The sequence below is a fragment of the Streptomyces sp. NPDC090798 genome (assembly GCF_044768965.1).
In the GTDB taxonomy this organism is placed as follows: Bacteria; Actinomycetota; Actinomycetes; order Streptomycetales; family Streptomycetaceae; genus Streptomyces.
Genome location: NZ_JBIVXA010000029.1, coordinates 18,186 through 43,207 on the forward strand (window position 1 = coordinate 18,186; position 25,022 = coordinate 43,207).

General features: G+C 69.7%; 25 protein-coding genes and 1 pseudogene. 10 read left to right on the plus strand and 16 right to left on the minus strand.

Translation table 11 applies throughout. The annotated features are described in order from the left end of the window. Positions 1-90: 90 nt before the first annotated feature. The 3 genes from pta to pyk all read left to right on the plus strand — a co-directional run bounded on the left by pta (position 91) and on the right by pyk (position 4,953). The gene (pta, locus tag ACIQTP_RS40680) at positions 91-2,169 is read left to right on the plus strand and encodes a phosphate acetyltransferase (RefSeq protein ID WP_403409601.1); all 2,079 of its coding nucleotides are present in this window, start codon (positions 91-93) and stop codon (positions 2,167-2,169) included. 35 nt (positions 2,170-2,204) lie between these two features. Further along, positions 2,205-3,422 carry an acetate kinase gene (locus ACIQTP_RS40685; RefSeq protein WP_403409819.1) on the plus strand — a complete coding sequence of 406 codons (1,218 nt, stop codon included), beginning with the start codon at positions 2,205-2,207 and terminating at the stop codon, positions 3,420-3,422. A 97-nt stretch (positions 3,423-3,519) separates the two neighbouring features. Then, positions 3,520-4,953 carry a pyruvate kinase gene (gene pyk / locus ACIQTP_RS40690; protein ID WP_403409604.1) on the plus strand — a complete coding sequence of 478 codons (1,434 nt, stop codon included), beginning with the start codon at positions 3,520-3,522 and terminating at the stop codon, positions 4,951-4,953. Between the two features lie 86 nt (positions 4,954-5,039). Here the strand turns inward: pyk and ACIQTP_RS40695 are convergent, their stop codons facing one another. The 5 genes from ACIQTP_RS40695 to ACIQTP_RS40715 all read right to left on the minus strand — a co-directional run bounded on the left by ACIQTP_RS40695 (position 5,040) and on the right by ACIQTP_RS40715 (position 10,057). Next, positions 5,040-5,588 carry a hypothetical protein gene (locus ACIQTP_RS40695; RefSeq protein ID WP_403409606.1) on the minus strand — a complete coding sequence of 183 codons (549 nt, stop codon included), beginning with the start codon at positions 5,586-5,588 and terminating at the stop codon, positions 5,040-5,042. Positions 5,589-5,740: 152 nt separating this feature from the next. After that, a complete protein-coding gene (locus ACIQTP_RS40700; protein WP_403409608.1) occupies positions 5,741-7,060 on the minus strand; it encodes a hypothetical protein in 1,320 nt (439 codons plus the stop codon). Next, positions 7,050-7,673, minus strand: coding sequence for a DUF6114 domain-containing protein (locus tag ACIQTP_RS40705; protein ID WP_403409611.1), 624 nt, complete (start codon positions 7,671-7,673; stop codon positions 7,050-7,052). Before ACIQTP_RS40705 ends, ACIQTP_RS40700 begins: the two co-directional genes overlap by 11 nt. Positions 7,674-7,793: 120 nt before the next feature. Then, entirely contained in the window at positions 7,794-8,426 is a 633-nt protein-coding gene (locus ACIQTP_RS40710) for a DUF6230 family protein (protein WP_402035907.1), read from the minus strand. 653 nt (positions 8,427-9,079) lie between these two features. Then, positions 9,080-10,057: a tetratricopeptide repeat protein gene (locus tag ACIQTP_RS40715; protein ID WP_403409615.1), complete on the minus strand. Its 978-nt coding sequence runs from the start codon at positions 10,055-10,057 to the stop codon at positions 9,080-9,082. A gap of 278 nt (positions 10,058-10,335) precedes the next feature. On the opposite strand from ACIQTP_RS40715, the gene ACIQTP_RS40720 reads away from it, so the two are divergent. Beyond that, complete coding sequence (locus ACIQTP_RS40720) at positions 10,336-10,962, plus strand: TetR/AcrR family transcriptional regulator (protein WP_403409618.1); 627 nt, start codon at positions 10,336-10,338, stop codon at positions 10,960-10,962. Positions 10,963-11,199: 237 nt separating this feature from the next. On the opposite strand, the gene ACIQTP_RS40725 is transcribed toward ACIQTP_RS40720, so the two are convergent. The 3 genes from ACIQTP_RS40725 to ACIQTP_RS40735 all read right to left on the minus strand — a co-directional run bounded on the left by ACIQTP_RS40725 (position 11,200) and on the right by ACIQTP_RS40735 (position 13,927). Next, entirely contained in the window at positions 11,200-12,900 is a 1,701-nt protein-coding gene (locus ACIQTP_RS40725) for a methylmalonyl-CoA mutase (RefSeq protein ID WP_403409621.1), read from the minus strand. Positions 12,901-12,988: 88 nt separating this feature from the next. Beyond that, the gene (locus ACIQTP_RS40730; RefSeq protein WP_067369146.1) at positions 12,989-13,327 is read right to left on the minus strand and encodes a DUF3817 domain-containing protein; all 339 of its coding nucleotides are present in this window, start codon (positions 13,325-13,327) and stop codon (positions 12,989-12,991) included. A 90-nt stretch (positions 13,328-13,417) separates the two neighbouring features. Further along, positions 13,418-13,927 (minus strand): MarR family winged helix-turn-helix transcriptional regulator, encoded by a 510-nt coding sequence (locus tag ACIQTP_RS40735; RefSeq protein WP_095852549.1) that lies wholly within the window; start codon positions 13,925-13,927, stop codon positions 13,418-13,420. Between the two features lie 154 nt (positions 13,928-14,081). Between ACIQTP_RS40735 and ACIQTP_RS40740 the strand changes: the two are divergent. Next, a pseudogene (locus ACIQTP_RS40740) lies at positions 14,082-14,318 on the plus strand (ArsR/SmtB family transcription factor); the annotation flags it as partial. A 20-nt stretch (positions 14,319-14,338) separates the two neighbouring features. On the opposite strand, the gene ACIQTP_RS40745 reads toward ACIQTP_RS40740, so the two are convergent. The 5 genes from ACIQTP_RS40745 to ACIQTP_RS40765 all read right to left on the minus strand — a co-directional run bounded on the left by ACIQTP_RS40745 (position 14,339) and on the right by ACIQTP_RS40765 (position 17,184). Then, on the minus strand, positions 14,339-14,971 hold the full coding sequence (locus tag ACIQTP_RS40745) for a TetR/AcrR family transcriptional regulator (RefSeq protein ID WP_403409625.1): 633 nt from the start codon (positions 14,969-14,971) through the stop codon (positions 14,339-14,341). Then, entirely contained in the window at positions 14,968-15,624 is a 657-nt protein-coding gene (locus tag ACIQTP_RS40750) for a DUF4166 domain-containing protein (protein ID WP_403409822.1), read from the minus strand. Before ACIQTP_RS40750 ends, ACIQTP_RS40745 begins: the two co-directional genes overlap by 4 nt. Positions 15,625-15,647: 23 nt before the next feature. Continuing rightward, positions 15,648-16,397 carry a hypothetical protein gene (locus ACIQTP_RS40755; RefSeq protein WP_403409628.1) on the minus strand — a complete coding sequence of 250 codons (750 nt, stop codon included), beginning with the start codon at positions 16,395-16,397 and terminating at the stop codon, positions 15,648-15,650. Between the two features lie 149 nt (positions 16,398-16,546). Next, positions 16,547-16,840: an MTH1187 family thiamine-binding protein gene (locus ACIQTP_RS40760; RefSeq protein WP_030823850.1), complete on the minus strand. Its 294-nt coding sequence runs from the start codon at positions 16,838-16,840 to the stop codon at positions 16,547-16,549. After that, entirely contained in the window at positions 16,837-17,184 is a 348-nt protein-coding gene (locus ACIQTP_RS40765) for a DUF3817 domain-containing protein (protein WP_403409631.1), read from the minus strand. The genes ACIQTP_RS40760 and ACIQTP_RS40765 overlap by 4 nt, the downstream gene beginning before the upstream one ends. 215 nt (positions 17,185-17,399) lie before the next feature. On the opposite strand from ACIQTP_RS40765, the gene ACIQTP_RS40770 reads away from it, so the two are divergent. The 4 genes from ACIQTP_RS40770 (at position 17,400) to ACIQTP_RS40785 (ending at position 20,059) form a co-directional block, all read left to right on the plus strand. Next, complete coding sequence (locus ACIQTP_RS40770; protein WP_402035885.1) at positions 17,400-18,032, plus strand: AIM24 family protein; 633 nt, start codon at positions 17,400-17,402, stop codon at positions 18,030-18,032. 1 nt (position 18,033) lies between these two features. Continuing rightward, positions 18,034-18,684 carry an AIM24 family protein gene (locus ACIQTP_RS40775; RefSeq protein ID WP_403409634.1) on the plus strand — a complete coding sequence of 217 codons (651 nt, stop codon included), beginning with the start codon at positions 18,034-18,036 and terminating at the stop codon, positions 18,682-18,684. Then, positions 18,681-19,490 (plus strand): AIM24 family protein, encoded by an 810-nt coding sequence (locus tag ACIQTP_RS40780; RefSeq protein ID WP_403409637.1) that lies wholly within the window; start codon positions 18,681-18,683, stop codon positions 19,488-19,490. The genes ACIQTP_RS40775 and ACIQTP_RS40780 overlap by 4 nt, the downstream gene beginning before the upstream one ends. 92 nt (positions 19,491-19,582) lie before the next feature. Further along, the gene (locus tag ACIQTP_RS40785) at positions 19,583-20,059 is read left to right on the plus strand and encodes a MarR family winged helix-turn-helix transcriptional regulator (protein ID WP_402035881.1); all 477 of its coding nucleotides are present in this window, start codon (positions 19,583-19,585) and stop codon (positions 20,057-20,059) included. A gap of 42 nt (positions 20,060-20,101) precedes the next feature. Here the strand turns inward: ACIQTP_RS40785 and ACIQTP_RS40790 are convergent, their stop codons facing one another. The 3 genes from ACIQTP_RS40790 to ACIQTP_RS40800 all read right to left on the minus strand — a co-directional run bounded on the left by ACIQTP_RS40790 (position 20,102) and on the right by ACIQTP_RS40800 (position 24,320). Then, on the minus strand, positions 20,102-21,352 hold the full coding sequence (locus ACIQTP_RS40790) for an MFS transporter (RefSeq protein ID WP_403409641.1): 1,251 nt from the start codon (positions 21,350-21,352) through the stop codon (positions 20,102-20,104). Between the two features lie 718 nt (positions 21,353-22,070). Continuing rightward, a complete protein-coding gene (meaB, locus tag ACIQTP_RS40795) occupies positions 22,071-23,027 on the minus strand; it encodes a methylmalonyl Co-A mutase-associated GTPase MeaB (protein ID WP_402035875.1) in 957 nt (318 codons plus the stop codon). Between the two features lie 90 nt (positions 23,028-23,117). Continuing rightward, on the minus strand, positions 23,118-24,320 hold the full coding sequence (locus ACIQTP_RS40800; protein WP_099920628.1) for an acetyl-CoA C-acetyltransferase: 1,203 nt from the start codon (positions 24,318-24,320) through the stop codon (positions 23,118-23,120). Between the two features lie 146 nt (positions 24,321-24,466). Here ACIQTP_RS40800 and mce point away from each other — a divergent pair, with 146 nt between their 5' ends. Further along, positions 24,467-24,907: a methylmalonyl-CoA epimerase gene (gene mce, locus ACIQTP_RS40805; RefSeq protein ID WP_402035871.1), complete on the plus strand. Its 441-nt coding sequence runs from the start codon at positions 24,467-24,469 to the stop codon at positions 24,905-24,907. The last annotated feature ends 115 nt before the right edge of the window (positions 24,908-25,022 follow it).

The following is a 25,022-nucleotide window of genomic DNA, read 5'->3' on the forward strand; positions in this document are numbered from 1 at the left end:
GAGGTATTGTCAAGAGGGTTCCGCTCACCCCAGTGGGCCATTTTTCCGAGCCCCGAAACCACCCAGCGCCGTAACGGATGGAGAGCACGCGTGACCCGCAGCGTCTACGTGACCGGGATCGACCGCGGCGACGGCCGCCAGGTCGTCGAGCTGGGGGTCATGGAGCTCCTGACTCGCCAGGTCGACCGGGTGGGCGTCTTCCGTCCGCTCGTCCACGACGGCCCGGACCGGCTCTTCGAGCTGCTGCGCGCCCGCTACCGGCTGACCCAGGACCCGGCGAGCGTGTACGGCATGGACTACCACGAGGCGTCCACGCTCCAGGCCGAGCAGGGCGCGGACGAGCTGGTCTCCAGCCTCGTCGACCGGTTCCACCTCGTCGCCCGCGACTACGACGTCGTCCTCGTCCTGGGCACCGACTTCGCCGACACCCAGTTCCCGGACGAGCTGGCGCTGAACGCGCGGCTCGCGAACGAGTTCGGCGCCTCCGTGATCCCCGTGGTCGGCGGACGCGGGCAGACCGCCGAGTCCGTGCGCGCCGAGACGCGCAACGCCTACCGCGCGTACGACGGTCTGGGCTGCGACGTCCTCGCCATGGTCGTGAACCGGGTGGCGCCGGCCGACCGCGCCGAAATCAGCGAGCGGATCGACCACCGGCTGCCCATCCCCTGTTACGTGCTGCCCGACGAGCCCGCCCTCTCCGCGCCCACCGTCGCGCAGATCACCCACGCCCTCAACGGCAAGGTGCTCCTCGGCGACGACGCGGGCCTCGCCCGGGACGCGCTCGACTTCGTCTTCGGCGGCGCCATGCTGCCGAACTTCCTGAACGCCCTGACCCCGGGATGCCTCGTCGTCACCCCGGGCGACCGCGCCGACCTGGTCATCGGCTCGCTCGCCGCGCACAGCGCCGGCACCCCGCCCATAGCCGGCGTGCTCCTCACCCTGAACGAGCGGCCCAGCGACGAGGTCCTCACCCTCGCCGCCCGCCTCGCCCCCGGCACCCCGGTGATCTCGGTGGCCGGGAACTCCTTCCCCACCGCGGCCGAACTCTTCTCCCTGGAGGGGAAGTTGAACGCCGCCACCCCCCGCAAGGCCGAGACCGCCCTCGGCCTCTTCGAGCGGTACGTCGACACCAGCGACCTCCTCAGGCGCGTCTCCGCGCCGAGCAGTGACCGCCTCACCCCGATGATGTTCGAGCACAAGCTCCTCGAACAGGCCCGCTCCGACAAGCGCCGCGTCGTGCTCCCGGAGGGCACCGAGGCCCGGGTCCTGCACGCCGCGGAGGTGCTGCTGCGCCGGGGCGTGTGCGACCTGACGCTGCTCGGGCCGGTCGACCAGATCCGCAAGAAGGCCGCCGACCTCGGCATCGACCTGGGCGGCAGCCAGCTGATCGACCCGGTCACCTCCGAGCTGCGCGAGCGCTTCGCCGAGAAGTACGCCGCTCTGCGCGCCCACAAGGGCGTCAGTGTCGAGCTGGCCTACGACGTCGTCGCCGACGTGAACTACTTCGGGACGCTGATGGTGCAGGAGGGGCTCGCCGACGGCATGGTCTCCGGCTCCGTGCACTCCACCGCCGCGACCATCCGGCCCGCCTTCGAGATCATCAAGACCAAGCCGGACACCAAGATCGTCTCGTCCGTCTTCTTCATGTGCCTCGCCGACAAGGTCCTCGTCTACGGCGACTGCGCCGTGAACCCCGACCCGAACGCCGAGCAGCTCTGCGACATCGCCATCCAGTCCGCCGTCACGGCCGAACAGTTCGGCGTCGAGCCCCGGATCGCGATGCTGTCGTACTCGACGGGCACGTCCGGGTCGGGCGCCGACGTCGACAAGGTGCGCGAGGCCACCGACCTGGTGCGGCTGCGCCGCGACGACCTGAAGATCGAGGGGCCGATCCAGTACGACGCCGCGGTCGAGCCGACCGTCGCGGCGACCAAGCTGCCGGACTCGGAGGTCGCCGGGCAGGCGTCCGTGCTGATCTTCCCCGATCTGAACACCGGCAACAACACCTACAAGGCCGTACAGCGCTCGGCCGGCGCGATCGCCGTGGGCCCGGTCCTGCAGGGCCTGCGCAAGCCCGTCAACGACCTGTCCCGCGGGGCGCTGGTACAGGACATCGTCAACACGGTCGTGATCACGGCGATCCAGGCCCAGACTTCGAGCAGGGCATGACCACCACCATCCTCGACCCAGAAGGCACCCCCGCAGTGACCGCCACCCGCGTCCTCGTCCTCAACTCCGGCTCCTCCTCGGTGAAGTACCAGCTGCTCGACATGCGCGACAGCAGCCGTCTCGCCATGGGTCTCGCCGAGCGGATCGGCGAGGGCACCTCCCGGCTGAAGCACACGGCGCTCACCACGGGCGGGAGCCGCGAGACGACCGGCCCCATCGCCGACCACGCCGCCGCGCTCAAGGCCGTCGCCGAGGAGCTGGCCAAGGACGGCCTCGGCCTGGACTCCCCCGAGCTGGCCGCGATCGGCCACCGGGTGGTGCACGGCGGGAAGTACTTCACCGAGCCCACGGTCATAGACGAGGCCGTGCTCGCCGAGATCGAGCGGCTGATCCCGGTCGCCCCGCTGCACAACCCGGCGAACCTGAGCGGTATCCGTACGGCCCAGGCGTTGCGCCCCGACCTGCCCCAGGTCGCCGTCTTCGACACCGCCTTCCACACGACGATGCCGGAGTCGGCGGCGCGCTACGCGATCGACGTGAAGACCGCCGACGAGTACCGCATCCGGCGCTACGGCTTCCACGGCACCTCGCACGCGTATGTGTCCCGGGCGACGGCCGAGCTCCTGGGCAAGGCCCCCGAGGACGTGAACGTCATCGTGCTGCACCTCGGCAACGGCGCGTCCGCCTCCGCCGTACGGGGCGGCCGATGCGTGGACACCTCCATGGGGCTCACGCCGCTGGAGGGACTGGTCATGGGCACGCGGTCGGGCGACGTGGATCCCGCGGTCATCTTCCATTTGACGCGTGTTGGCGGGATGTCCACGGACGAGATCGACACTTTGCTGAACAAGAAGAGCGGCCTGATCGGTCTGTGTGGCGACAACGACATGCGGGAGATCCGTCGCCGTGTCGACGAGGGTGACGAGCAGGCACGGCTCGCCTTCGACATCTACATCCACCGCCTGAAGAAGTACATCGGCGCCTACTACGCGGTACTGGGCCGGGTGGACGCGATCGCCTTCACCGCCGGCGTGGGCGAGAACGCCGCTCCGGTGCGCGAGGCCGCGGTGGCCGGCCTGGAGGAACTCGGCCTGGCGGTCGACGCCGACCTGAACGCGGCTCGAGGGGACGGGCCCAGACTCGTCTCCCCCGAGGGCGCACGGGTCGCGGTCGCCGTGGTACCGACCGACGAGGAACTGGAGATCGCCACGCAGACCTACGCACTCGTGGGCGCGTCCCACGACCTCATCTGAGCGGCATCACGCCACCTCACCTGAGCGGCAGCGCGCCCCTTTGTATCTTCCGCCAGACGGAATATTCCGTAGCGAAACAAACCGATAGGATCGCCCTATGCGCCGTTCGAAAATCGTCTGTACTCTCGGCCCCGCGGTCGACTCCCACGAGCAGCTCGTCGCGCTGATCGAGGCCGGCATGAACGTGGCCCGCTTCAACTTCAGCCACGGCACGCAGGCCGAGCACCAGAGCCGCTACGACCGGGTCCGGGCCGCCGCGGCCGAGACCGGCAAGGCCATCGGTGTCCTCGCCGACCTGCAGGGCCCGAAGATCCGTCTGGAGACCTTCGCCGAGGGACCCGTCGAGCTGGTGCGCGGTGACGAGTTCACCATCACCACCGAGGACGTGCCCGGCGACAAGCACATCTGCGGCACGACCTACAAGGGCCTGCCCGGTGACGTCTCCAAGGGCGACCCGATCCTCATCAACGACGGCAACGTCGAGCTGAAGGTCGTCGAGGTCGACGGTACCCGGGTCAAGACGGTCGTCATCGAGGGCGGTGTGATCTCGGACCACAAGGGCATCAACCTGCCCGGCACGGCCGTGAACGTGCCGGCGCTGTCCGAGAAGGACGTCGAGGACCTGCGCTTCGCGCTGCGGATGGGCTGCGACATGGTCGCCCTGTCCTTCGTGCGTGACGCGGGCGACGTGAACGACGTGCACAAGGTGATGGACGAGGAGGGCCGCCGGGTCCCCGTCATCGCCAAGGTCGAGAAGCCGCAGGCGGTCGAGAACATGGAGGCCGTCGTCGCGGCGTTCGACGCCGTCATGGTGGCCCGTGGCGACCTGGCCGTCGAGTACCCGCTCGAGAAGGTCCCGATGGTGCAGAAGCGCCTCGTGGAACTGTGCCGCCGCAACGCCAAGCCGGTGATCGTCGCGACCCAGATGATGGAGTCGATGATCACCAACTCCCGCCCGACCCGCGCCGAGGCCTCCGACGTCGCCAACGCGATCCTCGACGGCGCCGACGCGGTCATGCTCTCGGCCGAGTCGAGCGTGGGCGCGTACCCGATCGAGACGGTCAAGACGATGTCGAAGATCGTCGTGGCGGCGGAGGAAGAGCTCCTCTCCAAGGGTCTGCAGCCTCTGGTCCCCGGCAAGAAGCCGCGCACGCAGGGTGGTTCGGTCGCCCGTGCCGCCTGCGAGATCGCCGACTTCCTCGGCGGCAAGGGCCTGGTCGCCTTCACCAAGTCCGGTGACACCGCCCGCCGGCTCTCCCGCTACCGCGCGGCCCAGCCGATCCTGGCCTTCACCACCGACGAGGGCACCCGCAACCAGCTCGCGCTGAGCTGGGGCGTCGAGTCGCACGTCGTGCCGTTCGTGAAGAGCACCGACGAGATGGTCGACCTCGTCGACCACGAGCTCCAGAAGCTCAAGCGGTTCAACGACGGCGACATCGTCGTGATGACCGCCGGCTCGCCCCCCGGCGTCCCCGGCACCACCAACATGGTCCGGGTGCACCACCTGGGCGAGAGCGGCCGTACCGCCTGACCCGCGGCCCCCGTGCCCCTACGCCACCGAGGGCGCCTCCTGCGACAGGGGGCGCCCTCGGTGTCTGACGATTCGGGCGGCGGCGGTCAGGGCAGCTCGCCGGCCATCTGCAGATACGCCTCGAACTCGCTCCACCGCGGGTGATCCGCAAGGAGCGCGGCCAGGGCGCGCGGGGGCGCGAGCAGCTGCCGGATCATCCGGAGCGACCGCATCTGCGAGCGCTCCAGCTCACGCCACCGCGGGGCGAGCGCGGCTGCCTCCTCCGGGCTCATCGGCATGGCGTCCAGGGCTCGTTCGAGCACGGGTCCGGGATCGAACAAGGGGATGTCCTCACGCGGCCCCACCTTCTCCAGCAGCCAGGACCTGAGCCACAGGTCGCGCAACAGCCATTCGTTGTGCTGTGTGCCGGTCGCGCGCTCGGCGGCCGCCGACAGGGCCGGCCAGGCCTCGGCGATCGCCCGCCACTGCTCGTCGGTCACCCCGGCCGGGTCCGCCTGGATGCGGGCGGCGAACTGCTGGGCCGCGGCCATCCACTGGCTCACGTCCCCCTGGGCGTCGTCCGTGCCCGCCGCCGACCAACGACGCACGTGCGCGTCCAGGTCGAGCCGGTCCAGGTCGTCGAAGAGGCCACTCATCAGAACATCTCCCCCGCCGCCGCGAACGCTTCCCCGCCGGGCTGTTCCGCTCCGCTCCGTTCAGAACTGTGGCCCGGCTCTCCGCGTGAGCGGAGGAACCGGGCCACAGTCCTGTGTGCGGCTCCCGGACGGGTCTTGGTCGTGACCGGCCGTCAGCCGGTCACGTACTGGTGCAGCCCGGGTATGGTCAGCGTGCCGCCGAACTGGCCGGCCTGTACGACCTTCACCTTGGTGAAGTAGATCAGCGGTATGTTCAGCGGCGGCGGGTTGTCCGGACTGAACGTGATCGGGATCAGGCCGAGCAGGTTGCCGGAGATGCTTTCGGTGTACATCACCGTCTTGCCGTCACGGATGGTGGACGTCGTACCGCTGCCCGCCTGCACGTGGTACGTCTTGCCGGACTGCTTGTCGTTCACCGTCTGGTGCAGGTCGCCGATGTCGGTGCCGTCGGAGATGACGTACTTCAGGACCTTCTTGACCGTGCCGTTGGCGGTCTTCACCTTCACGATGCCCTGGTAGTCCGCGCCCTTGAGGAGCAGCGAACTGGCGTTCAGGTACCAGGGGTCGTCGGGCAGGGTCACCGGGTTGTCGACGCCGCCCTCGGCGTCGGTGGCGACCGGGCAGTCCGCCGCGCTGGTGGTGGAGCTCGCGGACGGGCTGGGGGACGAGGTGACCGCGTCGGTCGCGTCCTTGAGCGCCTTGGTGGTGTCCTCGGCCGCCTTGGTCGCGGTGTCGGTCGTGTCCTTCACGGTGTTCTTGACCGTGTCGGCGACCTTGCCGGTGGTGTCCTTGACCGTGTCGGACGTGGTCTTGTCGCCGGTGTCCTTGGTCGCGCTCGCCGAGGCGGACGCGGAGGCCGACGGCGTGGGGCTCGCGGTGGCACTCGACTTGGAGTCGCTGCCGCCGGTGAGGATGCCGGTGACCGCGTCGCCGATGGTGCCCAGCAGGTCGCCCCCGCTGCTCGCGGACGCCGACGGGCTCGCCGTCGACGTGCTGCCGGCGCCGCTGCTCTGCGCCGACTTGCTCGCGGACGGCGCCGGCGTGGACCCGGCCTTGTCGTCGGAACCTGAATCCGACGAAGAGGTCTTGTCCGGCGACGAGGACGCGCTGGCCGAGGGGGTCGACTCCGGCTTGTCGGCGGACGCGGAGGCGCTCGCCGAGGAAGAGGAGGACGCCGAGGCGGAGGGGGTCGGGCCGGCCGACGTGTCCTTGCCGTCCACGGCCTCGACGCACTTCTGGTACTCGTCGGCCGTCAGGCTCTTGGCGGGCGAGTGGTCGTCGGCCTGCGCGAGTGTCGGCGTGAACCCCATCCCCATGAGGACCGCGGTCGGCATCGCCGCGATGGCGACGGCCTTGCCCGCGGGCACGTGGAACCTGGTGAACAGCGGCTTCCTCGGGGCCGCGTGGCGCGGCCCGGTTCTCACCCGGGACTCGTCCACCTCGGTCCCGCGGATCACCTCGTCAGCCGGCACTGTGCCTCCCGTTCGCCCCGTAGGCGGAGCTCATTCCTGACAGGTCCCTCGGCTCGCCCGACTCGTCGGCGACCGCGGGGCCCGCGCTGTCGGCACCGTGCTGGATGCCCGGGGCCTCCGGGCTCTGCGGCAGGTGCGGGGTGTTCGGGGTGGTGTCGGGGGCGTCCGGGGCGCCGCCCTCACTCTTGTGCGCCGGCACACCCTGTTCCTCGCCGGGCTCACCAGGAACCCAGGAGACCGCCATCGCGCCGCCGGTCATGGCGAAGAGGAAGCCGATGAGAAAGCCACCGAGGTTGGACACCGGGATGGAGACCAGCGCGAGCAGGATCGCCGCGACCCCGGCGAAGGTCCGTACGTGCTTCTGGAACCAGAGACTGATGCCCAGGACCCAGAGCAGCACGCCGATGATCAGGGAGCCGGCGCCGGCGGTGGTGGACATCGCCAGCGTCAGATGGCCGATCTGGAGGTTCGCGTACGGGAAGTAGGCGATGGGGAAGCCGCCGAGCAGGATGAACAAGCCGGCCCAGAACGGGCGATCGCCCCTCCAGGTACGGAAGTTCCGCCGGAAGACTTGGAGATAGTGCTCGCTCTGCCCGGGTGACTCGGCGCTCATGGAAACGGCTCCCTGGAACGGCTTTACTGTGAGACGTACGCGCTTGAGAAGTTCACGTACTGCGGGAAAGGGTGGGGCGGGCGGGGCAGCTGCCGGCTCCCCCGCCCGCCCCTGGAGTGCCTAGTAGCACTCCTTGACGCCCTTGGACAGCGACATCTTCAGGCCGCTGAGCTTGAACGTACCGGCGGTGGTCGCCCACGCCGTCTGCTTCACATCGGTCAAGTCGGCCGAGTCGGCCTGCTGGGCGAATCCGTACGGGTTCGTCTGGTCGCCCTTGCTGATGCCCGGACCCTTGCTGGCGTCCTTGGCCGCAACACCGATGTCGATGTTGTGGAACGTCGCGTCAGCCTGCAGGTCCTCGACGTCGATGTACAGGTTCTCGGCCTGGACCGGCGTGCCACCGCCGCCCGCCTTCAGGACCAGACTGACCGATCCGAGCAGCGGGATGTTCGGGGTGACCACGGACTGGCACATGTTGGTGATCGACGCGGACTTGAACGCCGAGACCGCGACGGGGTGAGCCGTCTTCTGACCGTCGAGGGTGTACCCCGAGTCGATGGCTCCGTACTGCGAGAAGCCTTCTCCGTGGAGCGCGTCCGCCGTCACCTTGAACGACTGACCCGACACACTGAACGACGCGGCGAGAGCGCCCTGCGCGAGGGCGACACCTATAGCTGCCGTGGCGGCCACGCTGGGCACCATCACGACCGCGAACCGCTTCCATCTGGTCCCGCCACGCACCTGGGACTCCATATTTCCTCCTTCTCGGACGTACATCTCCTGGCCCTGACTGCCCCATGTCGGCGGCTCAGCCGGGCAGGGATGGGAGAAGTGCTACGTCCTCGGGAAGGAGAGCGCCCGTACTCGTCGAACGTGCGCTCGACATCACCGGCGATCACCCCCGAGCGACAACCACTGGTCGCGCCTGACACACATCACGCACAACCTGCTGGACAGGCTCCGCCGAACGGCAGAGACCCCCCTGTCCAAGGGCCGGCGCCACTGCCGCCGCCCCTACTCGGTGGGGACCCAGAAAAACCCTTGACCCGATTGGTTGTCGGGGTAGGGGGAATGGACCGAGCGTCGCCGATCGTGGTGCATTCTCGCCGCCCGCACAAGGGGGTTCGTTACTGGCTAGTAACGGCCGGATAACCGAACAACGACCCGGCGGTATCGGTCGACAACTCTGGGTGGCGTCAAGGGGGACGTCAAAACAGTTGATCCATGGACAGAATCCGACAGATCAACGCCCCCGACTTACTCCCAGTAACAGCGGCCGCGTTTACCAAGTTTTGGTAAAGCGCGGCCACCTGCCGCTCTCTCGGCAAATCTTTCACCTGGGCATCACATGCCCCGGCGTTTAGGAACAGGTCAGCACACCGGGAGGAACCCGGTCCGGGAGCCGATCAGAACAGGGCCCTCGCCAGCGCACGGCGCGCCGCGATCACCCGCGGATCGTCGCCACCCACGACCTCGAAGAGCTCCAACAGCCTCAGCCGTACGGCATCCCGGTCGTCGCCCGCCGTGCGCCGCACCGTGTCGATGAGCCGCCCGAACGCGTCTTCCACGTGCCCGCCCACCAGGTCGAGGTCCGCGGCCGCGATCTGCGCCGGTACGTCCTTGGGCTTCTCGGCGGCGTCCTTGCGCACCTGGAGCGGGTCGGCGCCCTGCACGCGCTGCAGCAACTCGGCCTGCGCGAGGCCGAGCCTGGCCTCCGTGTTGCCCGGGTCGTCGCTCAGCACGTTCTTGTACGCCTGTACGGCACCGCCGAAGTCACCCGCGTCCAGGGCCTGCACGGCGGCCTCCAGGAGCGCGTCGTAGGGCCCCGCCGGCACCTCGTGCGCCACCGGGGCGCTGTCGGGCTCGGCGTCGGGGTCGACGGTCAGGCCGGTCAGGCCGAAGCGCTGCTCGGCGACCTCGACGAGCTGGTCGAGGGTCCCCCGGATCTGCGCCTCTGGGGCCGCACCCTGGAAGAGCGGCAGCGCCTGCCCCGCCACGACGGCGAACACGGCCGGGATCCCCTGGATCCCGAACTGCTGCATCAACATCTGGTTGGCGTCGACGTCGACCTTGGCAAGGACGAACCGCCCGTTGTACTCGACGGCCAGCCGTTCGAGCACCGGGCTCAGTTGCTTGCAGGGCTCGCACCACTCGGCCCAGAAGTCGATGACGACCGGGACCTCGGTGGACCGCTGAAGGACATCGCGCTCGAATCCCGCCTCGTCGACATCGATGACGAGGCCGGCGGGAGACACGGCCCCGCCTCCGCCGCCCTGCCTGGCCGCTTCGGCGCGCGCCTGCTCCGCCTTCGCCTTGGCCTCCTGGGCCGCCTTCACCGCGGCGAGGTCGACGACTCCGCTCATGGACATGTTCCGTGGCTGCATGAGTACATCCTCCCCCTTCCTCGCGCACGTGTGAAAAGCGTTGTGAAAGCCGGGCCGCTTTACGACGCGACCCGACTCGATCCGTGCTGTCGGGCACCGGGTCCCCACCCGGCGCCAGTGGTTGTCACCCGTCCACGAGTCACCGTGTACGAGCTTTCGCTACGGCTCGTAGCGTAACTGTCCCGCGGCTCCCCTGTCCGCCATACCCCGGTGATCTCCCTCACGACTTCACACAACCGCCTGATTTGACCGCCCGGGACGGCGGATATGGTCCTGACATGCAGAGTCGCACCACCACCTCCCGCACGGGACGCCCGCGCAGCGCTGCCGCGGACGCCGCGATCCTGACGGCTACGCGGGCGGCGCTGGTCGAACTGGGCTGGTCCAAGCTGACGTTGGGGGACGTGGCGACCCGGGCCGGGGTCGCCAAGACGACCCTCTATCGTCGCTGGGCGGGCAAGAACGAGCTCGTGGTCGACGCGGTGGCCGTCCTCTTCGACGAACTGGAACTCCCCGACCGCGGGAGCCTCGCCGCCGACATCGAGGGCGTGGTGCTTCAGTTCGCGGCGCTCCTGAACCGTCCCGAGACCGCGACGGCCCTGATGGCGGTCGTGGCCGAGTCGACCCGTGACGAGCCGCTGCGCGAACGTATCCGCACGTCCATCGTCGACCGCCAGAAGCGGCTGGTCGTGGAGGGGCGGGCCCGGGCCACCGCGCGCGGCGAGCTCCCTCCGGAGTCCGACCCCGAGGTCGCCGCGCGTACGGCGGACCTCATCTTCGACGTGGTCGCGGGGGCGGTGGTGCATCGCACTCTCGTCAGCGCGGAGCCGGCGGACGAGGAGTGGGTCCGCGCGTTCACCCAGGTCCTCCTCCTGGGCCTGACAGGCATGCCCCCCACGCCCTGACCCGCCCCGCAGCCAAAGGACTCCACCCAGACGGAAATCCGGGGCACAGCCCCGCCCCCTCAGGGACGCGGGGAACTGCGCGACCAGCCCCCACCAGCCCGCAGCCAAAGCACCACCGAACGGGGGATCCGGGGCGCAGCCCCGACCCAAGGGGCGCGGGGAACTGCGCGACCAGCCCCCGGCGACCCGCAGCCAAAGCACCACCGGACGGGGGATCCGGGGCGCAGCCCCGAGGGGTCAGAAGCCCGCCGGTTCCGTGTACACGCCCCACTCGTCCCGAAGCACGTCACAGATCTCGCCGAGCGTAGCCTCGGCCCGCACCGCATCCAGCATGGGCACGATCATGTTCGACCCGTCCCGCGCAGCGGCAAGCATCGCGTCCAGCGAGGCCCGTACGCGCGCGTCGTCGCGCCCGTCCCGCCGCACCCCCAACTCCCGTACCTGCTCCCGCTCCACCTCGTGACTGACACGCAGGATCTCCAGATCCCCGGTGACCGACCCATGGTGGACATTGACCCCCACCACCCGCTTGTCACCCTTCTCCAAGGCCCGCTGGTACTGGAACGCCGACTCGGCGATCTCCCCGGTGAACCAGCCGTCCTCGATACCCCGAAGGATGCCGGAGGTGATGGGACCGATCGGGTGCTGCCCGTCGGGATGCGCCCGCAGCCCCCGTTCCCTGATCTGCTCGAAGATCTTCTCCGCGTCGGCCTCGATCCGGTCGGTGAGCTGCTCGACGTACCAGGAACCGCCCAGCGGGTCGGCGACGTTGGCGACGCCGGTCTCCTCCATCAGCACCTGCTGCGTCCGCAGGGCGATCTCCGCGGCCTGCTCGGACGGCAGCGCGAGCGTCTCGTCCAGCGCGTTGGTGTGGAGGGAGTTCGTACCGCCGAGAACGGCCGCGAGCGCCTCCACAGCCGTACGGACGACGTTGTTGTACGGCTGCTGCGCCGTCAGCGAGACACCCGCGGTCTGCGTGTGGAAGCGCAGCCACTGCGCCTTGTCGGACTTCGCCCCGTACACGTCCCGCATCCACCGCGCCCAGATCCGCCGCGCCGCCCGGAACTTGGCGATCTCCTCGAAGAAGTCGAGGTGCGCGTCGAAGAAGAAGGAGAGACCGGGGGCGAAGACGTCCACGTCCAGGCCGCGCGAGAGCCCCAGCTCGACGTAGCCGAACCCGTCCGCCAGCGTGTACGCCAGCTCCTGCGCGGCCGTGGAGCCGGCCTCCCGGATGTGGTAGCCGGAGACGGACAGCGGCTTGTACGCGGGGATCTTCGCGGCGCAGTGCTCCATCAGGTCGCCGATGAGGCGCAGGTGCGGCTCGGGCTGGAAGAGCCACTCCTTCTGGGCGATGTACTCCTTGAAGATGTCGGTCTGGAGGGTGCCGTTCAGGACGGACGGGTCGATGCCCTGCCGTTCCGCCGCGACCAGGTACATGCAGAAAACGGGTACGGCCGGTCCGCTGATCGTCATCGACGTCGTGACGTCACCCAGCGGGATGTCCTTGAACAGGACCTCCATGTCGGCCGCCGAGTCGATCGCGACCCCGCAGTGCCCGACCTCGCCGAGGGAGCGCGGGTCGTCGGAGTCGCGCCCCATGAGCGTCGGCATGTCGAAGGCGACCGACAGTCCGCCGCCGCCCGCGGCGAGGATCATCTTGTAGCGCTCGTTCGTCTGCTCCGCGTTCCCGAACCCGGCGAACTGGCGGATCGTCCACGTACGCCCTCGGTAGCCGGTCGGGTAGAGCCCGCGGGTGAAGGGGTACTCGCCGGGCCAGCCGATCCGCTCGAAGCCGTCGTACCTGTCCCCCGGCCGTGGCCCGTACACCGGCTCCACGGGATCGCCGGAGAGCGTGGTGAAGTCGGCCTCACGCTTGCGCGAGGTGTCGTACCGGGCCTGCCAGCGTTGGCGGCCCTCTTCGATGGCGTCAGCGTCCATGCTTCGAATTTACTAGGACGTCCTAGTAAATGTCGATGGCAAACCGCCACGGACCACTCCCGTGGCGGTAAGAGTGTGACGGTAAGGGCTACGCCTTGACGACCGCGGGAGAGTCCTCCGCGACCTTCGACTCCAGCTCCTGGGTGATCTTCCGCTCCACGAAGAACGCGGCCGTCGGAATGGTCCCCGCGAGCAGCACCCACAGCTGCTTGCCGACCGGCCACTTCGCCTTGGAGCCCAGGTCGAAGGCGAAGACCAGGTAGACGACGTACAGCCAGCCGTGCGCGATGGCGACGACGCGGGTGAAGTCCACGGCACCGTTCATGTCGAGCACGTACTTGGCGATCACACCGAGGGTCAGCAGGACCAGCAGCACACCGGTGACGTAGGCCATCACGCGGTAGCGGGTCAGCACGCTCTTCTTCATGGGGATGAGCGTAACGACCCCATTTGCGCGATCTACGAGCACCCCCACCCCGGCGCGCCTCTGCTGCTCCCCCGTTCCCCTGCCCCTCCTCTACTCCTCGTCGAAGTCGCTCGCGGCGATGCGCAGGGGCCGCAGCATCGCGAAGATCTCCGCGCACTCCTCCGAGTCGTAGGCCCCGAGCCCGAAGTCCATCGCCATCAGGTCGCGGGTCGCCGCGTCGCAGACCTCACGGCCCTTCTCGGTGATGGAGGCGAGCGTGCCGCGCCCGTCGTTGGGGTTGGGCCGCTTGTCGACGAGCCCGGACTTCACCAGCCGGTCCACGGTGTTCGTGACGGAGGTCGGGTGCACCATGAGGCGCTCGCCGATCTTGGACATCGGGAGCTCGCCGGCCTTGGAGAAGGTGAGCAGGACCAGTGCCTCGTAGCGCGCGAAGGTGAGTCCGTACGGCTTGACGACCGCGTCGACCTCGGCGAGCAGGATCTGGTGCGCGCGCATGATCGAGGTGATCGCGGCCATGGACGGCACGGATCCCCAGCGCTGCTTCCAGAGTTCGTCGGCGCGGGCGATGGGATCGAAGGCAAGGCTGAGCGGCTTCGGCACGGCATAAGACCTTACCCGCCGGTCATATGCTGGTCAGCCCCGTCTCGCCTTTCGGTCCCGGCCCCCTCTGCGACGGGGGTCGCGGCCCCTTCCGTACGCCGCGCCTCCACCGCCAGCAGTACGCAGCAGACGGTGCCGAGCGCCCCCGCGCCCGCCCGACGCCCTCGTGCGACTCCTCGGACGGGGCAGGGCCACCGTCCTCACGGCCCTGGACGAACCCGCCACCACAACAGCCCTCGCCCACCGCCTCCGCCTCGCCCCGTCGTCCGTCTCCGCCCACCTCACGGTCCTGCGCGCCGGAGGCCTGCTCACCTCACGCCGGTACGGCCACCAGGTCCTGTACGAACGCACTCCCCTGGGGACGGCGCTGGCGTCGGGTGCGGAGACATAGGCCGCTCCGCGTCGCCCCGGTCAGCCGCGCGTGGTGCGGCGCAGGTGGTGGCGGATGGCTCGTTGGGCGACCGGGCCGAGGGTGTCGAGGGCGGTGACCAGGGCGGCCAGTTGTTCCAGGGCGTCGAGGGCGGCCCGGGAACCCTCCGGGTCGACCCCCTCGTACAGCTCGATGCCGACGAAGGACGCGGCGACGGCACGCGCCAGCCCGGCCGGATCGGCGAACTCGCCGAGCGGGGTCGGCGCGAGGACCCGGACCAGGACCCGCTCGATCTCGGTGATCCACAGTTCCAGCCCCGCCGAGGTCGCGGGGGCGAGACGCGCGTCCGTCTGCGCCCCGGCGAGGAGCTGCCCCAGGACGGCGACATGCCCTTCGGCCCGCTCCACCTCGTGCATCTCCCGCCCGAACGCGAGGAGTTCCGCCAGCGATCCGACCTCGGCCAGCCGTTCCCGGTAGTTCGCGACCCGCTGCTTCGCCCCGTACCGGACCGCGGCCGACAGCAACTCGTCCACGGATCCGAAGTGGTAGAAGACGAGGGCCTGGTTGACCCCGGCGGTCGCCGCGATCGTACGGGCCGAGGTCTTCGCGATCCCCTGCTCGGTGAGCGTCCGCAGGGCGCCCTCCAGCAGTTTCGCCCGGGTCGCCTCGCTCACGCGCGCGCCTCCTCGCGGACGGGCCGCAGCCCGGGCCGGACCCCGCGGGTACGGACGTCGGTGTACGTCGCCCGGAAGCTGCCCTCGTAACCGAAGAGCGGACCGAAGCGGCGGTTCACGACACGGACCCGGATGTGGAAGCGGCCCGTGGAGTCGTCGAAGGACTCGCGTACCTCGGCGTCGGCGCCGATGAGTTCGGGGACGCGGACGTCCACCGGGCCCTCCCGGAAGCGGTGTTCGCCGGAGCGGATCAGCAGGGAACCGTCGGGCTCGGCACGGAAGTGCAGGTCGCTGGCGAGGTGCTGATGCGTGCCGAGGTAGTCGAGGACGCGGTCGCCCTTGGGGCTCAGCACCATCTGGGCGTCGAAGCGGCGGGAACGGCCGGGCAGGTCGAAGGTGCGCACGAAACTCACCGTCTCACGGCCGAAGGTGTCGGCGTAGGGCACATTCTCGATCATGAAGGGGACGTTCCGGCCCGCACGCGGGACGAGGATGTTGCGGGTGCCGCCGAAGGCCAGGAACGGCTTCACGAAGCCCCTCCCGTGCCAGACGCGGTCCATGGCGCCGTGGCCGGTGCACGCCTCGCCGCCGGCCAGGCCCACGGAGAAGCGCCGCCGCAGCTCGGGGTGGAGGCGGTCGAAGTCGGCGCCCATCGCGGTGCGGAAGATGGAAGGTGTCACCGCTGCTCCAGGGTGGCGAGGACGCGCGGGGCGCTGACCCGCGCGATCGGGGTGCGCAGGCAGCGGCGGGCGGCCGGGGTGCCGGGCAGCGGGGGTGCGAAGAGGGCCAGGAGGGCGGCGACGACGGCCAGTACGGGGGTCGAGTAGAGGGCGAGCGGCGCCAGCGGGCCCGCCGCGTCCACGAGTGCGCCGTACACCGTGCCCGAGCAGGCGGCCAGCAGGACGAAGCCGCGCACGGCGCACTCGGCGAGCCAGTGGCGCAGTGCCCTCTCCGGCGCGATGCCCCGCTCCAGCCAGATCCGCAGCCGGTCGAAGGACCAGGCCGTGGCCCAGCCGATGAGGGGGCGGAAGAGGAGCCGGTCGGCCGCGGCCCCGAAGCGGCCCCAGCGCGGGCGGTAGTCGTACCCGGTGAGGAAGCGGACGCCGTCGGCGTCGGGGACGTAGCGCCAGTAGCCGCTGCCCTCGGCGAGGAGGGAGAGCGGGTGCGGGGAGGCGAAGCGCAGGGCGGAGGTGCGGGTGCCGTCGGGGCGCTCCTTCTCCCCGGCGCAGTTGCCCGTCCCGGCGACGGTCAGGAAGGGCAGCACCCGGGCGGCGTACCGGAAGCGCTGCGGCTCGCCCTCGACGCGCGGGAGGTAGTCGATGGAGGTGAACCTCAGGTCCCAGCGCTGGTGCTGCGCGGGGTCCTGCGTCCGTGCCCACAAGTCGTCGAGATCGCCTCGTACATGTGTCTCTACGTAGAGCCCCATTTACCGAACCCCCAGATCAGTGACCACTTTTGAGCGATCGCTCAATCGAACACGCCTGAGATTACCGGGGTTTGAGCGATCGCTCAAACAGTCGGGCGCGAAAAACCCCGGCCCACAGGACCGGGGTTTCGGGTCTTCTCGCCGAAGGCCTACGCGGACAGGTGCCGCTCCACGGTCTCCACCTTGGAGGTCAGGCCGTCCGTCACCCCAGGACGGATGTCCGCCTTCAGGACGACGGAGACGCGCGGCGCCCGTGCCTCGACGACGGCGACGGCGCGCTTGACCACGTCCATCACCTCGTCCCACTCCCCTTCGATGGAGGTGAACATGGCGTCGGTGCGGTTCGGCAGCCCCGATTCACGGACGACCCGGACGGCGTCGGCGACGTACTCCCCCACGTCCTCGCCGACACCCAGGGGCGTCACGGAGAAGGCGACGATCATGAGGACTTCACGACTCCCTCGCGGCGGGCACGGGAGGCGATGACCGCGTCCTCGGTCTCGCGCCGGAGCTTGCGCTCGGCGAAGAAGCCGCCGGTGGGCAGCACGGAGAGGACGAAGTAGAGGGCCGCCGTCTTCTTCCCCCACTTGGTGCGGCTCCAGGCGTCCGCCCAGAAGATCACGTACAGGACGAAGAGGACACCGTGGATGGAACCCATGACGGGCACCCCGTTGAAGTCCGTGGTCCGCTTCAGCACCGAGCAGAGAAGCAGCAGCAGGAAGGAGACGGCCTCGGGGGCCGAGACCAGGCGGAGGCGGCGGAGGGCGGTGGCGGTCTTTATGTCCACGGGTCACCTTCGGTGGGAGATTCGCTTTCGGCGGGGAGCCGCTTTGTGAACGTAAGCACAAGCGTCCACCATTGTGGCACCCGAGCCGGGGCACCACCGCCCCGGGGTGCGGGGCGGGGATGTCCGCTTGGCCCCTAAGGGTCCGCTCAGGGATGAGATCCACCCGTGGGCCCTGTCCGCGTTCCCCAACCTGCCGCTACCTTCACCACGTGGCGATGTTCCGACTTCAAGGCAGCAAGGTGCTGGCCGTCGACATGACCGGGGACGCCGTGAAGGCGAAGAACGGCTCGATGGTCGCGTACGACGGTCAGATGGCGTTCAAGAAGCTGAGCGGGGGTGGGGAGGGGATCCGCGGGATGGTGACCCGGCGCATCACCGGTGAGCAGATGACGGTGATGGAGGTGAAGGGGCAAGGGACCTGCTGGTTCGCGGACCGGGCCTCCGAGATCAACCTGGTGAACCTCCAGGGGGACAAGCTGTACGTCGAGTCGAGCAACCTGCTCGCGACCGACGCGGGCCTGCGGACGGGCACGTCCTTCACGGGCCTCAGAGGCGCCTCCCAGGGCAACGGGCTGTTCACGACCACCGTCGAGGGCCACGGCCAGGCGGCCATCACGTCCGACGGCCCGGCGGTGGTGCTGCGGGTCAGCTCCCAGTACCCGCTGACGGTCGACCCGGGGGCGTACATCGCGCACCAGGGCAATGTCCGGCAGTCCTTCCAGGCCGGCGTGACATTCCGCACGCTCATGGGCGAGGGCGGCGGTGAGGCCTTCCAGATCCGCTTCGAGGGCGACGGACTGGTCTACGTACAGCCCAGTGAGCGCAACACGATCGCGGGGGACCTGTGACATGCCGTTCCGCGAAGTGAACTCCAAGATGATCGAGGCGACGGTCCTGCCCGGCCAGCGCCTGTTCAGTCAGCGCGGCGCGATGCTCGCCTACAAGGGCGAGGTCTCCTTCACGCCCAACGTCCAGGGCGGCCAGGGCGGGATCATGTCGATGATCGGCCGCCGGGTCGCCAACGAGGCCACCCCGCTGATGACCGTCGAGGGCAGCGGCACGGTCTTCTTCGGGCACGGCGGCCATCACATCCAGGTGATCAACCTCTCGGGCGACACCCTGTACGTCGAGGCGGACCGGCTGCTGGCCTTCGACGGCACCCTCCAGCAGGGCACGATGTTCCTCGGCTCGCAGGGCGGGGTCATGGGCATGGTCCGCGGCCAGGTGACGGGCCAGGGACTCTTCACGACCACCCTCAAGGGGCACGGCGCGGTGGCCGTGATGGCCCACGGGGGCGTGATCGAGGTCCCCATCTCGCCCCCGCGCCCCGTCCATGTCGACCCCCAGGCGTACGTGGCGCACCACGGTGACGTACGCAACAAGCTGTCCACGGCGCTCGGCTGGCGCGACATGGTGGGCCGCGGCTCGGGCGAGGCGTTCCAGCTGGAGCTGAGCGGCAGTGGTGCGGTGTACGTCCAGGCCTCGGAGGAGAAGCTGTGAGCGCGTACGGAACTCCGGGCGGCCCGGTGATCTACGACCCGATGACCCTGCCGGTCGACGACAACGTGAACAAGTACACCTTCTGCGTGGAGCTCAAGGGGAGCCAGTGGTTCCTGCAGAAGGGCAAGATGATCGCCTACTACGGGTCGATGGATTTCAACGGCATCGGGCACGGCCGACTGGACCGTCTCGTGCGCACATCTTTCCATTCGCCTCTGCACGCAAGCGACTGGGTGGTGGCGGAGGGCTCGGGCAAGATGCTCCTCGCCGACCGGGCCTTCGACGTGAATTCGTATGACTTGGACGACGGCAACCTGACCATTCGCTCTGGCAACCTGCTCGCTTTTCAGCCAAGTCTCGCGCTCAAGCAATCGATCGTGCCGGGCTTTTTGACGTTGATCGGAACCGGCAAGTTCGTAGCGGCCTCTAACGGTCCGGTGGTGTTCATGGAGCCTCCCATCCGGGTGGATCCGCAAGCGCTTGTCGGCTGGGCCGACTGCCCGTCCCCGTGCCATCACTACGACCACGGGTACATGACAGGCCTGATGGGCGGTCTACGTGCACTGACAGGCCTCGGCGGGGCCTCCGGAGAGGAGCATCAGTTCGAGTTCGTAGGGGCCGGCACGGTCCTGCTGCAGTCCACGGAGGTCCTCATGGCCGAGCAGGCCACGGGGGCCGTTCCGCATGAGCCGGGCGTACCCGGCGGCGGCGGGGTACCCGGTCACCAGGGACAGCACGGTCAGCAAGCCGGCACACCGCGTCTTCCCGGACAGCTCGGAGACCTCCAGCGTCGCTTCGGTCTGTGAGCGGTAGTCTGCGGAGTGTGACGTCGAACGCGTGCGCGTAGTCACACCACCCTCACTAGTTCGCCTTTCAACATTTTAGGTAGACTTGATTCATGGAGACCGAGACGGCCACGCGCTGGCTGACCGATGCGGAGCAGTGCGCCTGGCGCACCCACCTGGAGGTCAACAGGCTGTTGACGTACCAGCTCGAAAGGGATCTGCAGCCATTCGGGCTGACGATGAACGACTACGAGATCCTGGTGAACCTCTCCGAGTCGGAGGGCTTCCGGCTGCGGATGAGCGACCTCGCGGCCGCCACCCTCCAGTCCAAGAGCCGGCTCTCGCACCAGATCACCCGCATGGAGAACGCGGACCTGGTACGGCGCGAGAACTGCGAGTCCGACCGCCGGGGACTGTTCGCCGTCCTCACCGAACACGGCATGGAGACGATGAAGAAGGTCGCCCCGCACCACGTGGCGTCCGTGCGCAAGCACTTCATGGATCTGCTGTCCCCGGAGGCCCTGGAGGAGTTGCACAAGTCGCTGCGGCCGATCGCGGAGCATTTGCGGGGGCAGCGGGGTAAGCCGTAGCGGCTCGGTGAGTGCGGGCCGGCCGTAGCCGCGGATTGCCTGTCACTGCGGGTAGTCCGTGGCTGGTCGCGCCGTTCCCCGCGCCCCTCTGGGGCGCGGGTCCGCCTGGCGCACGAAGAGAAGTCCCGCCGCCACCGCCACCGTCCCCGACAGGGCGAAGCACAGGCCCAGGGGCAGGTGGCCCACCAGGAGGCCCGCTCCCGCGGTGCCGGCCGCGCTTCCGGCGTTCACCGCGGTGTTGACCCAGGCTCCGGCCTGGGTACGGCGGCCCGGCGGGGCCGCCTCGTCGGCGATCAGGTACGACGTCGTGAGGGCCGGGGCGACGAAGAAACCGGCGCAGGCCACGGCGACGGTCAGGGTGCCGAGGCCGGGAGCGAGGCCGGCGGCCGCCAGGGCGAGGCCCAGGCCGCCCGCCAGCAGCGGCAGCCGCACCCGGGCGGGCGTACGCCAGTCGACGGCGCCGTTCAAGATGCCGCCCAGGGCGCTGCCCAGCGAGAGTGCGGCAAGCACCCAGGCCACCACGTCGTTCCCGTGCTGGTGCCGTGTGGCGTAGGCCATCACCAGAAGGTCGACGGCTCCCACGGACAGGCCGACACCCGCCGCGACGACGACGGGCTGCAGGAGCGCGCGCCCGTCGCGGAAACGGTGCCCTGAGCGTGCGGCGGGCTCTGTGACGGCCGGACGTACGCCCGCCACGGCCGGCGACAGGACGAGGGCGAGGGTTCCGGTCCACACCAGCAGGGCGCAGAGCGCGAGCGCGGCGGCCGGGGGTGCGAACTGGACGACCGCGCCGACCAGCAGCGGACCCGAGACGAAGAGGATCTCCTCGGCGATGCCGTCCAGGCTGTACGCCCGCTGCAGGACCCGTTTGTCCTCGATGACCTCGCCCCACAGGGCGCGCACCGTGGGGCCGAGGGGTGGCGTGCAGGCGCCCGCGGTGACGGCGAGGGCGCCGAGGGCGGGTGCGGGTGTTCCGGGCCGCCAGGCCGCTGTCGCGAGGGTCGCGAGCAGGGTGGCGTAGAGCGAGGCCATCGGGATGAGGGCGCGGCGGGGGCCGTGGCGGTCGATCAGGGCCGCCCTCGCGGGCGACAGGAGCACGCTCGTCGTGCCGAACAGTGCCATGGCCGTGCCGGCGGCGGCGTACGAGCCGGTGGCCTCGGTCACGCTGAGCATCATGGCCAGCGAGACCATGCCGTACGAGAGTCTGCCGATGAGGGCGGCGGTGAAGGTGTGGCGGGTGTGGGGGATGCGGAAGAACGCGGCGTACGAGGGCCGCGGCGCGGGCGCAGACATGTTGGGGTTCCTCGACTGGGAGGCGGGCAGGGGTCGCCTGAGTGCCGCGACGGTGCAGCCACCGGGGGCCGTCGCGGGCCTGGGCGGGCCCTATGCCAAGAGGAGGAACATGCGCCTTAACGTAACAGCAGGCGCCGGGAGTTGACAGGTACGCGTGTCCTCGCCCCCGCCGCCCCTACCCGTCCCATCCCCAGGGGCTCCGCCCCCGGACCCCCACATCGCCCAAGGGGCTCGTCCTCAAACGCCGGACAGGCTGAAGGGGCGCGGGGAACGGCCCGCAGCCAAACGAAAACGGGCAGGCGGGATTCGGGGCGAAGCCCCGTTCAAGGGGCGCGGGGAACTGCGCGACCAACCCCCACCGGCCCGCAGCAGAACAACTTCGGGTGGGCGAGGGATGCGGGGCGCAGCCCCACCCCTGGGGGCGCGAGGAACTGCGCGACCAGCCCCCACCGGCCCGCAGCCAAACGAAAACGGGCAGGCGGGATTCGGGGCGAAGCCCCACCCCTGGGGGCGCGAGGAACTGCGCGACCAGCCCCACCCGCCCGCAGCCAAACGAAAACGGGCAGGCGGGATTCGGGGCGAAGCCCCGTTCAAGGGGCGCGGGGAACTGCGCGAGCAGCTCCCGCCGGGCCGCAGGCGGGGAACCCGCCCGGGGGGCTGGGGGCGGAGCCTCCAGGGATGGGACGGGTAGGGGCGGAGGGGGCGAGCAACCCCCGGCTCAGGCCTCTGTCAGGCCCTCCACCAACGAGTCCGCCGCCCGGTAGGGATCCAGCTCCCCCGCCACGATCCGCTCCGCGAGCGCACTGAGACGCCGGTCACCATGAAGGTCACCGATGCGCTGGCGCAGCGCCGTGACGGCGATCGTCTCGACCTCCTGCGACGCCCGCGCGAGGCGCCGCTCGGCGAGGACACCGTGCTCCTCCATCCAGGCGTGGTGCTTCTCCAGGGCCTCGACGACCTCGTCGATGCCCTCGCCCCGCGCCGCGACCGTCTTGACGATCGGCGGCCGCCAGTCCCCGGCACTTCGGGACTCGCCAAGCCCGAGCATGTGGTTCAGCTCGCGCGCGGTCGCGTCGGCGCCGTCCCGGTCGGCCTTGTTCACGACGTACACGTCGCCGATCTCCAGGATTCCGGCCTTCGCCGCCTGGATGCCGTCGCCCATGCCGGGGGCGAGCAGGACCACCGAGGTGTCCGCCTGGGAGGCGATCTCCACCTCCGACTGACCCACACCGACCGTCTCCACCAGGATCACGTCACAGCCCGCCGCGTCCAGGACGCGGATGGCCTGGGGGGCCGCCCAGGCGAGACCACCCAGATGGCCTCGCGTGGCCATCGAGCGGATGTAGACGCCGGGGTCGGAGGCATGCTCGGACATGCGGACACGGTCGCCGAGCAGGGCGCCTCCGGAGAACGGCGAGGACGGGTCGACGGCCAGGACACCGACCCGCTTGCCCTGCCGCCGGTACGCCGTCACCAGCGCCGAGGTCGAGGTCGACTTGCCCACGCCCGGAGAGCCGGTGAGCCCGACGACGTACGCGTTGCCGGTCAGCGGGGCCAGCGCCGCCATGACCTCGCGCAACTGCGGGGACGCCCCCTCCACCAGGGAGATCAGCCGGGCCACGGCCCGCGGCCTGCCTTCCCTGGCCTGGGCCACCAGCGAGGAGACGTCCTGCATCACAGCTCCGTTCAGATCCGTTCAGAGTCGTACGCACCGAGGTCGTTCAGAGTCGTGCACACCAGGGTCGTACGGAAAGAGACAACGGCTTCAGGCCTTGGGTACCCGCACGATCAGCGCGTCACCCTGTCCACCGCCACCGCAGAGCGCCGCCGCGCCGACCCCGCCGCCGCGCCGCTTGAGCTCCAGGGCGAGGTGCAGCACGAGGCGGGCGCCGGACATCCCGATCGGGTGACCGAGGGCGATGGCACCACCGTTGACGTTCACCTTTTCCGTGGACACGCCGAGGTCCTTCATTGACTGCACCGCGACCGCGGCGAACGCCTCGTTGATCTCGATCAGGTCGAGGTCGGAGACGTCGAGGCCCTCCTTCTTCAGGGCGTGCAGGATCGCGTTCGAGGGCTGGGACTGGAGCGAGTTGTCCGGACCCGCGACGTTCCCGTGCGCCCCGATCTCGGCGATCCACTGGAGGCCGAGCTCCTGCGCCTTGGTCTTGCTCATCACGACCACGGCCGCGGCGCCGTCGGAGATCTGCGAGGAGGTGCCCGCCGTGATCGTGCCGTCCCGGGTGAAGGCGGGGCGCAGCTTGGCCAGCGACTCCACCGTGGTCTCGGCGCGGATGCCCTCGTCCTTGCTGAAGACGACGGGCTCGCCCTTGCGCTGCGGAATCTCCACGGGCGTGATCTCCGCCTCGAAGATGCCGTTCTTCTGGGCGGTGGCCGCGCGCTGGTGCGAGAGGGCCGCGATCTCGTCCTGCTCCGGGCGGGCGATGCCCAGGCGTGTGTTGTGCTTCTCCGTCGACTCGCCCATGGCGATGTTCTCGAAGGCGTCGGTGAGACCGTCGTACGCCATCGCGTCGAGCATCTCGATCGCGCCGTACTTGAAGCCCTCACGGGACTTGGGGAGCAGGTGGGGCGCGTTCGTCATGGACTCCTGGCCGCCCGCGACCACGATGTCGAATTCACCCGCGCGGATCAGCTGGTCCGCGAGCGCGATGGCGTCGAGACCGGACAGACACACCTTGTTGATCGTGAGCGCCGGGACGCTCATCGGGATGCCCGCCTTGACCGCGGCCTGGCGTGCCGGGATCTGCCCCGCCCCGGCCTGCAGCACCTGGCCCATGATCACGTACTGCACCTGGTCGCCGCCGATCCCCGCACGGTCGAGGGCGGCCTTGATCGCGAAGCCGCCGAGGTCGGCCCCGGAGAAGGACTTCAGCGAGCCCAGCAACCGTCCCATGGGCGTTCGGGCGCCCGCGACGATCACCGAGGTACTGCTGTTCGTTCCAGACATGAGGTGCGATCCCCTTACCGGCTGCACAGCCGAGGAGTGAACGAGGGTTTACTTGAATGTACTGAGCGGTAGGCCACCCGTCATCCGGCAGTCAGTGTGATCGCGCGCACGTTGCGTAACCGCCGTATGAGCGCTGCACTGACTCCATGCTGACGCGAATCGACCACATCGGTATCGCCTGCTTCGACCTCGACGCGACTGTCGAGTTCTACCGGGCGACGTACGGCTTCGAGGTCTTCCACTCCGAGGTCAACGAGGAGCAGGGCGTACGCGAAGCCATGCTCAAGATCAATGAGACGTCCGACGGCGGCGCCTCCTACCTCCAGCTCCTGGAGCCGACCCGCGAGGACTCGGCCGTCGGGAAGTGGTTGGCGAAGAACGGCGAAGGTGTCCATCACATCGCGTTCGGCACGGCGGACGTCGACGCCGATGCCGCCGATATCCGGGACAAAGGCGTACGAGTCCTCTACGAGGAGCCTCGACGCGGCTCCATGGGGTCACGAATCACGTTCCTTCACCCAAAGGATTGCCATGGTGTCCTGACAGAACTGGTCACTTCGGCGGCTGTTGAGTCACCTGAGCACTGACCTCCGTATATCTGGGCCGGTAGGGTTGGGGGCGGCCGCTGCCATTTCGGGGCGGCCCAGGGCCTGTCCGGCGACGGGCCCTGAGGTCATGCCGTTCTGAGGACGGCGTGGTCAA

Coding starts and splice junctions, on each gene's coding strand:
- ACIQTP_RS40750 (WP_403409822.1), bottom strand. CDS start 15,624: ATGGGCGCCGACTTCGACCGCCTCCACCCCGAGCTGCGGCGGCGCTTC.
- ACIQTP_RS40720 (WP_403409618.1), top strand. CDS start 10,336: ATGCAGAGTCGCACCACCACCTCCCGCACGGGACGCCCGCGCAGCGCT.
- mce (WP_402035871.1), top strand. CDS start 24,467: ATGCTGACGCGAATCGACCACATCGGTATCGCCTGCTTCGACCTCGAC.
- ACIQTP_RS40705 (WP_403409611.1), bottom strand. CDS start 7,673: ATGAGCGCCGAGTCACCCGGGCAGAGCGAGCACTATCTCCAAGTCTTC.
- ACIQTP_RS40785 (WP_402035881.1), top strand. CDS start 19,583: ATGGAGACCGAGACGGCCACGCGCTGGCTGACCGATGCGGAGCAGTGC.
- ACIQTP_RS40770 (WP_402035885.1), top strand. CDS start 17,400: ATGTTCCGACTTCAAGGCAGCAAGGTGCTGGCCGTCGACATGACCGGG.
- ACIQTP_RS40790 (WP_403409641.1), bottom strand. CDS start 21,352: ATGTCTGCGCCCGCGCCGCGGCCCTCGTACGCCGCGTTCTTCCGCATC.
- ACIQTP_RS40715 (WP_403409615.1), bottom strand. CDS start 10,057: ATGCAGCCACGGAACATGTCCATGAGCGGAGTCGTCGACCTCGCCGCG.
- ACIQTP_RS40800 (WP_099920628.1), bottom strand. CDS start 24,320: ATGTCTGGAACGAACAGCAGTACCTCGGTGATCGTCGCGGGCGCCCGA.
- ACIQTP_RS40730 (WP_067369146.1), bottom strand. CDS start 13,327: ATGAAGAAGAGCGTGCTGACCCGCTACCGCGTGATGGCCTACGTCACC.
- ACIQTP_RS40695 (WP_403409606.1), bottom strand. CDS start 5,588: ATGAGTGGCCTCTTCGACGACCTGGACCGGCTCGACCTGGACGCGCAC.
- meaB (WP_402035875.1), bottom strand. CDS start 23,027: ATGCAGGACGTCTCCTCGCTGGTGGCCCAGGCCAGGGAAGGCAGGCCG.
- ACIQTP_RS40775 (WP_403409634.1), top strand. CDS start 18,034: ATGCCGTTCCGCGAAGTGAACTCCAAGATGATCGAGGCGACGGTCCTG.
- ACIQTP_RS40760 (WP_030823850.1), bottom strand. CDS start 16,840: ATGATCGTCGCCTTCTCCGTGACGCCCCTGGGTGTCGGCGAGGACGTG.
- ACIQTP_RS40725 (WP_403409621.1), bottom strand. CDS start 12,900: ATGGACGCTGACGCCATCGAAGAGGGCCGCCAACGCTGGCAGGCCCGG.
- ACIQTP_RS40710 (WP_402035907.1), bottom strand. CDS start 8,426: ATGGAGTCCCAGGTGCGTGGCGGGACCAGATGGAAGCGGTTCGCGGTC.
- pyk (WP_403409604.1), top strand. CDS start 3,520: ATGCGCCGTTCGAAAATCGTCTGTACTCTCGGCCCCGCGGTCGACTCC.
- ACIQTP_RS40755 (WP_403409628.1), bottom strand. CDS start 16,397: ATGGGGCTCTACGTAGAGACACATGTACGAGGCGATCTCGACGACTTG.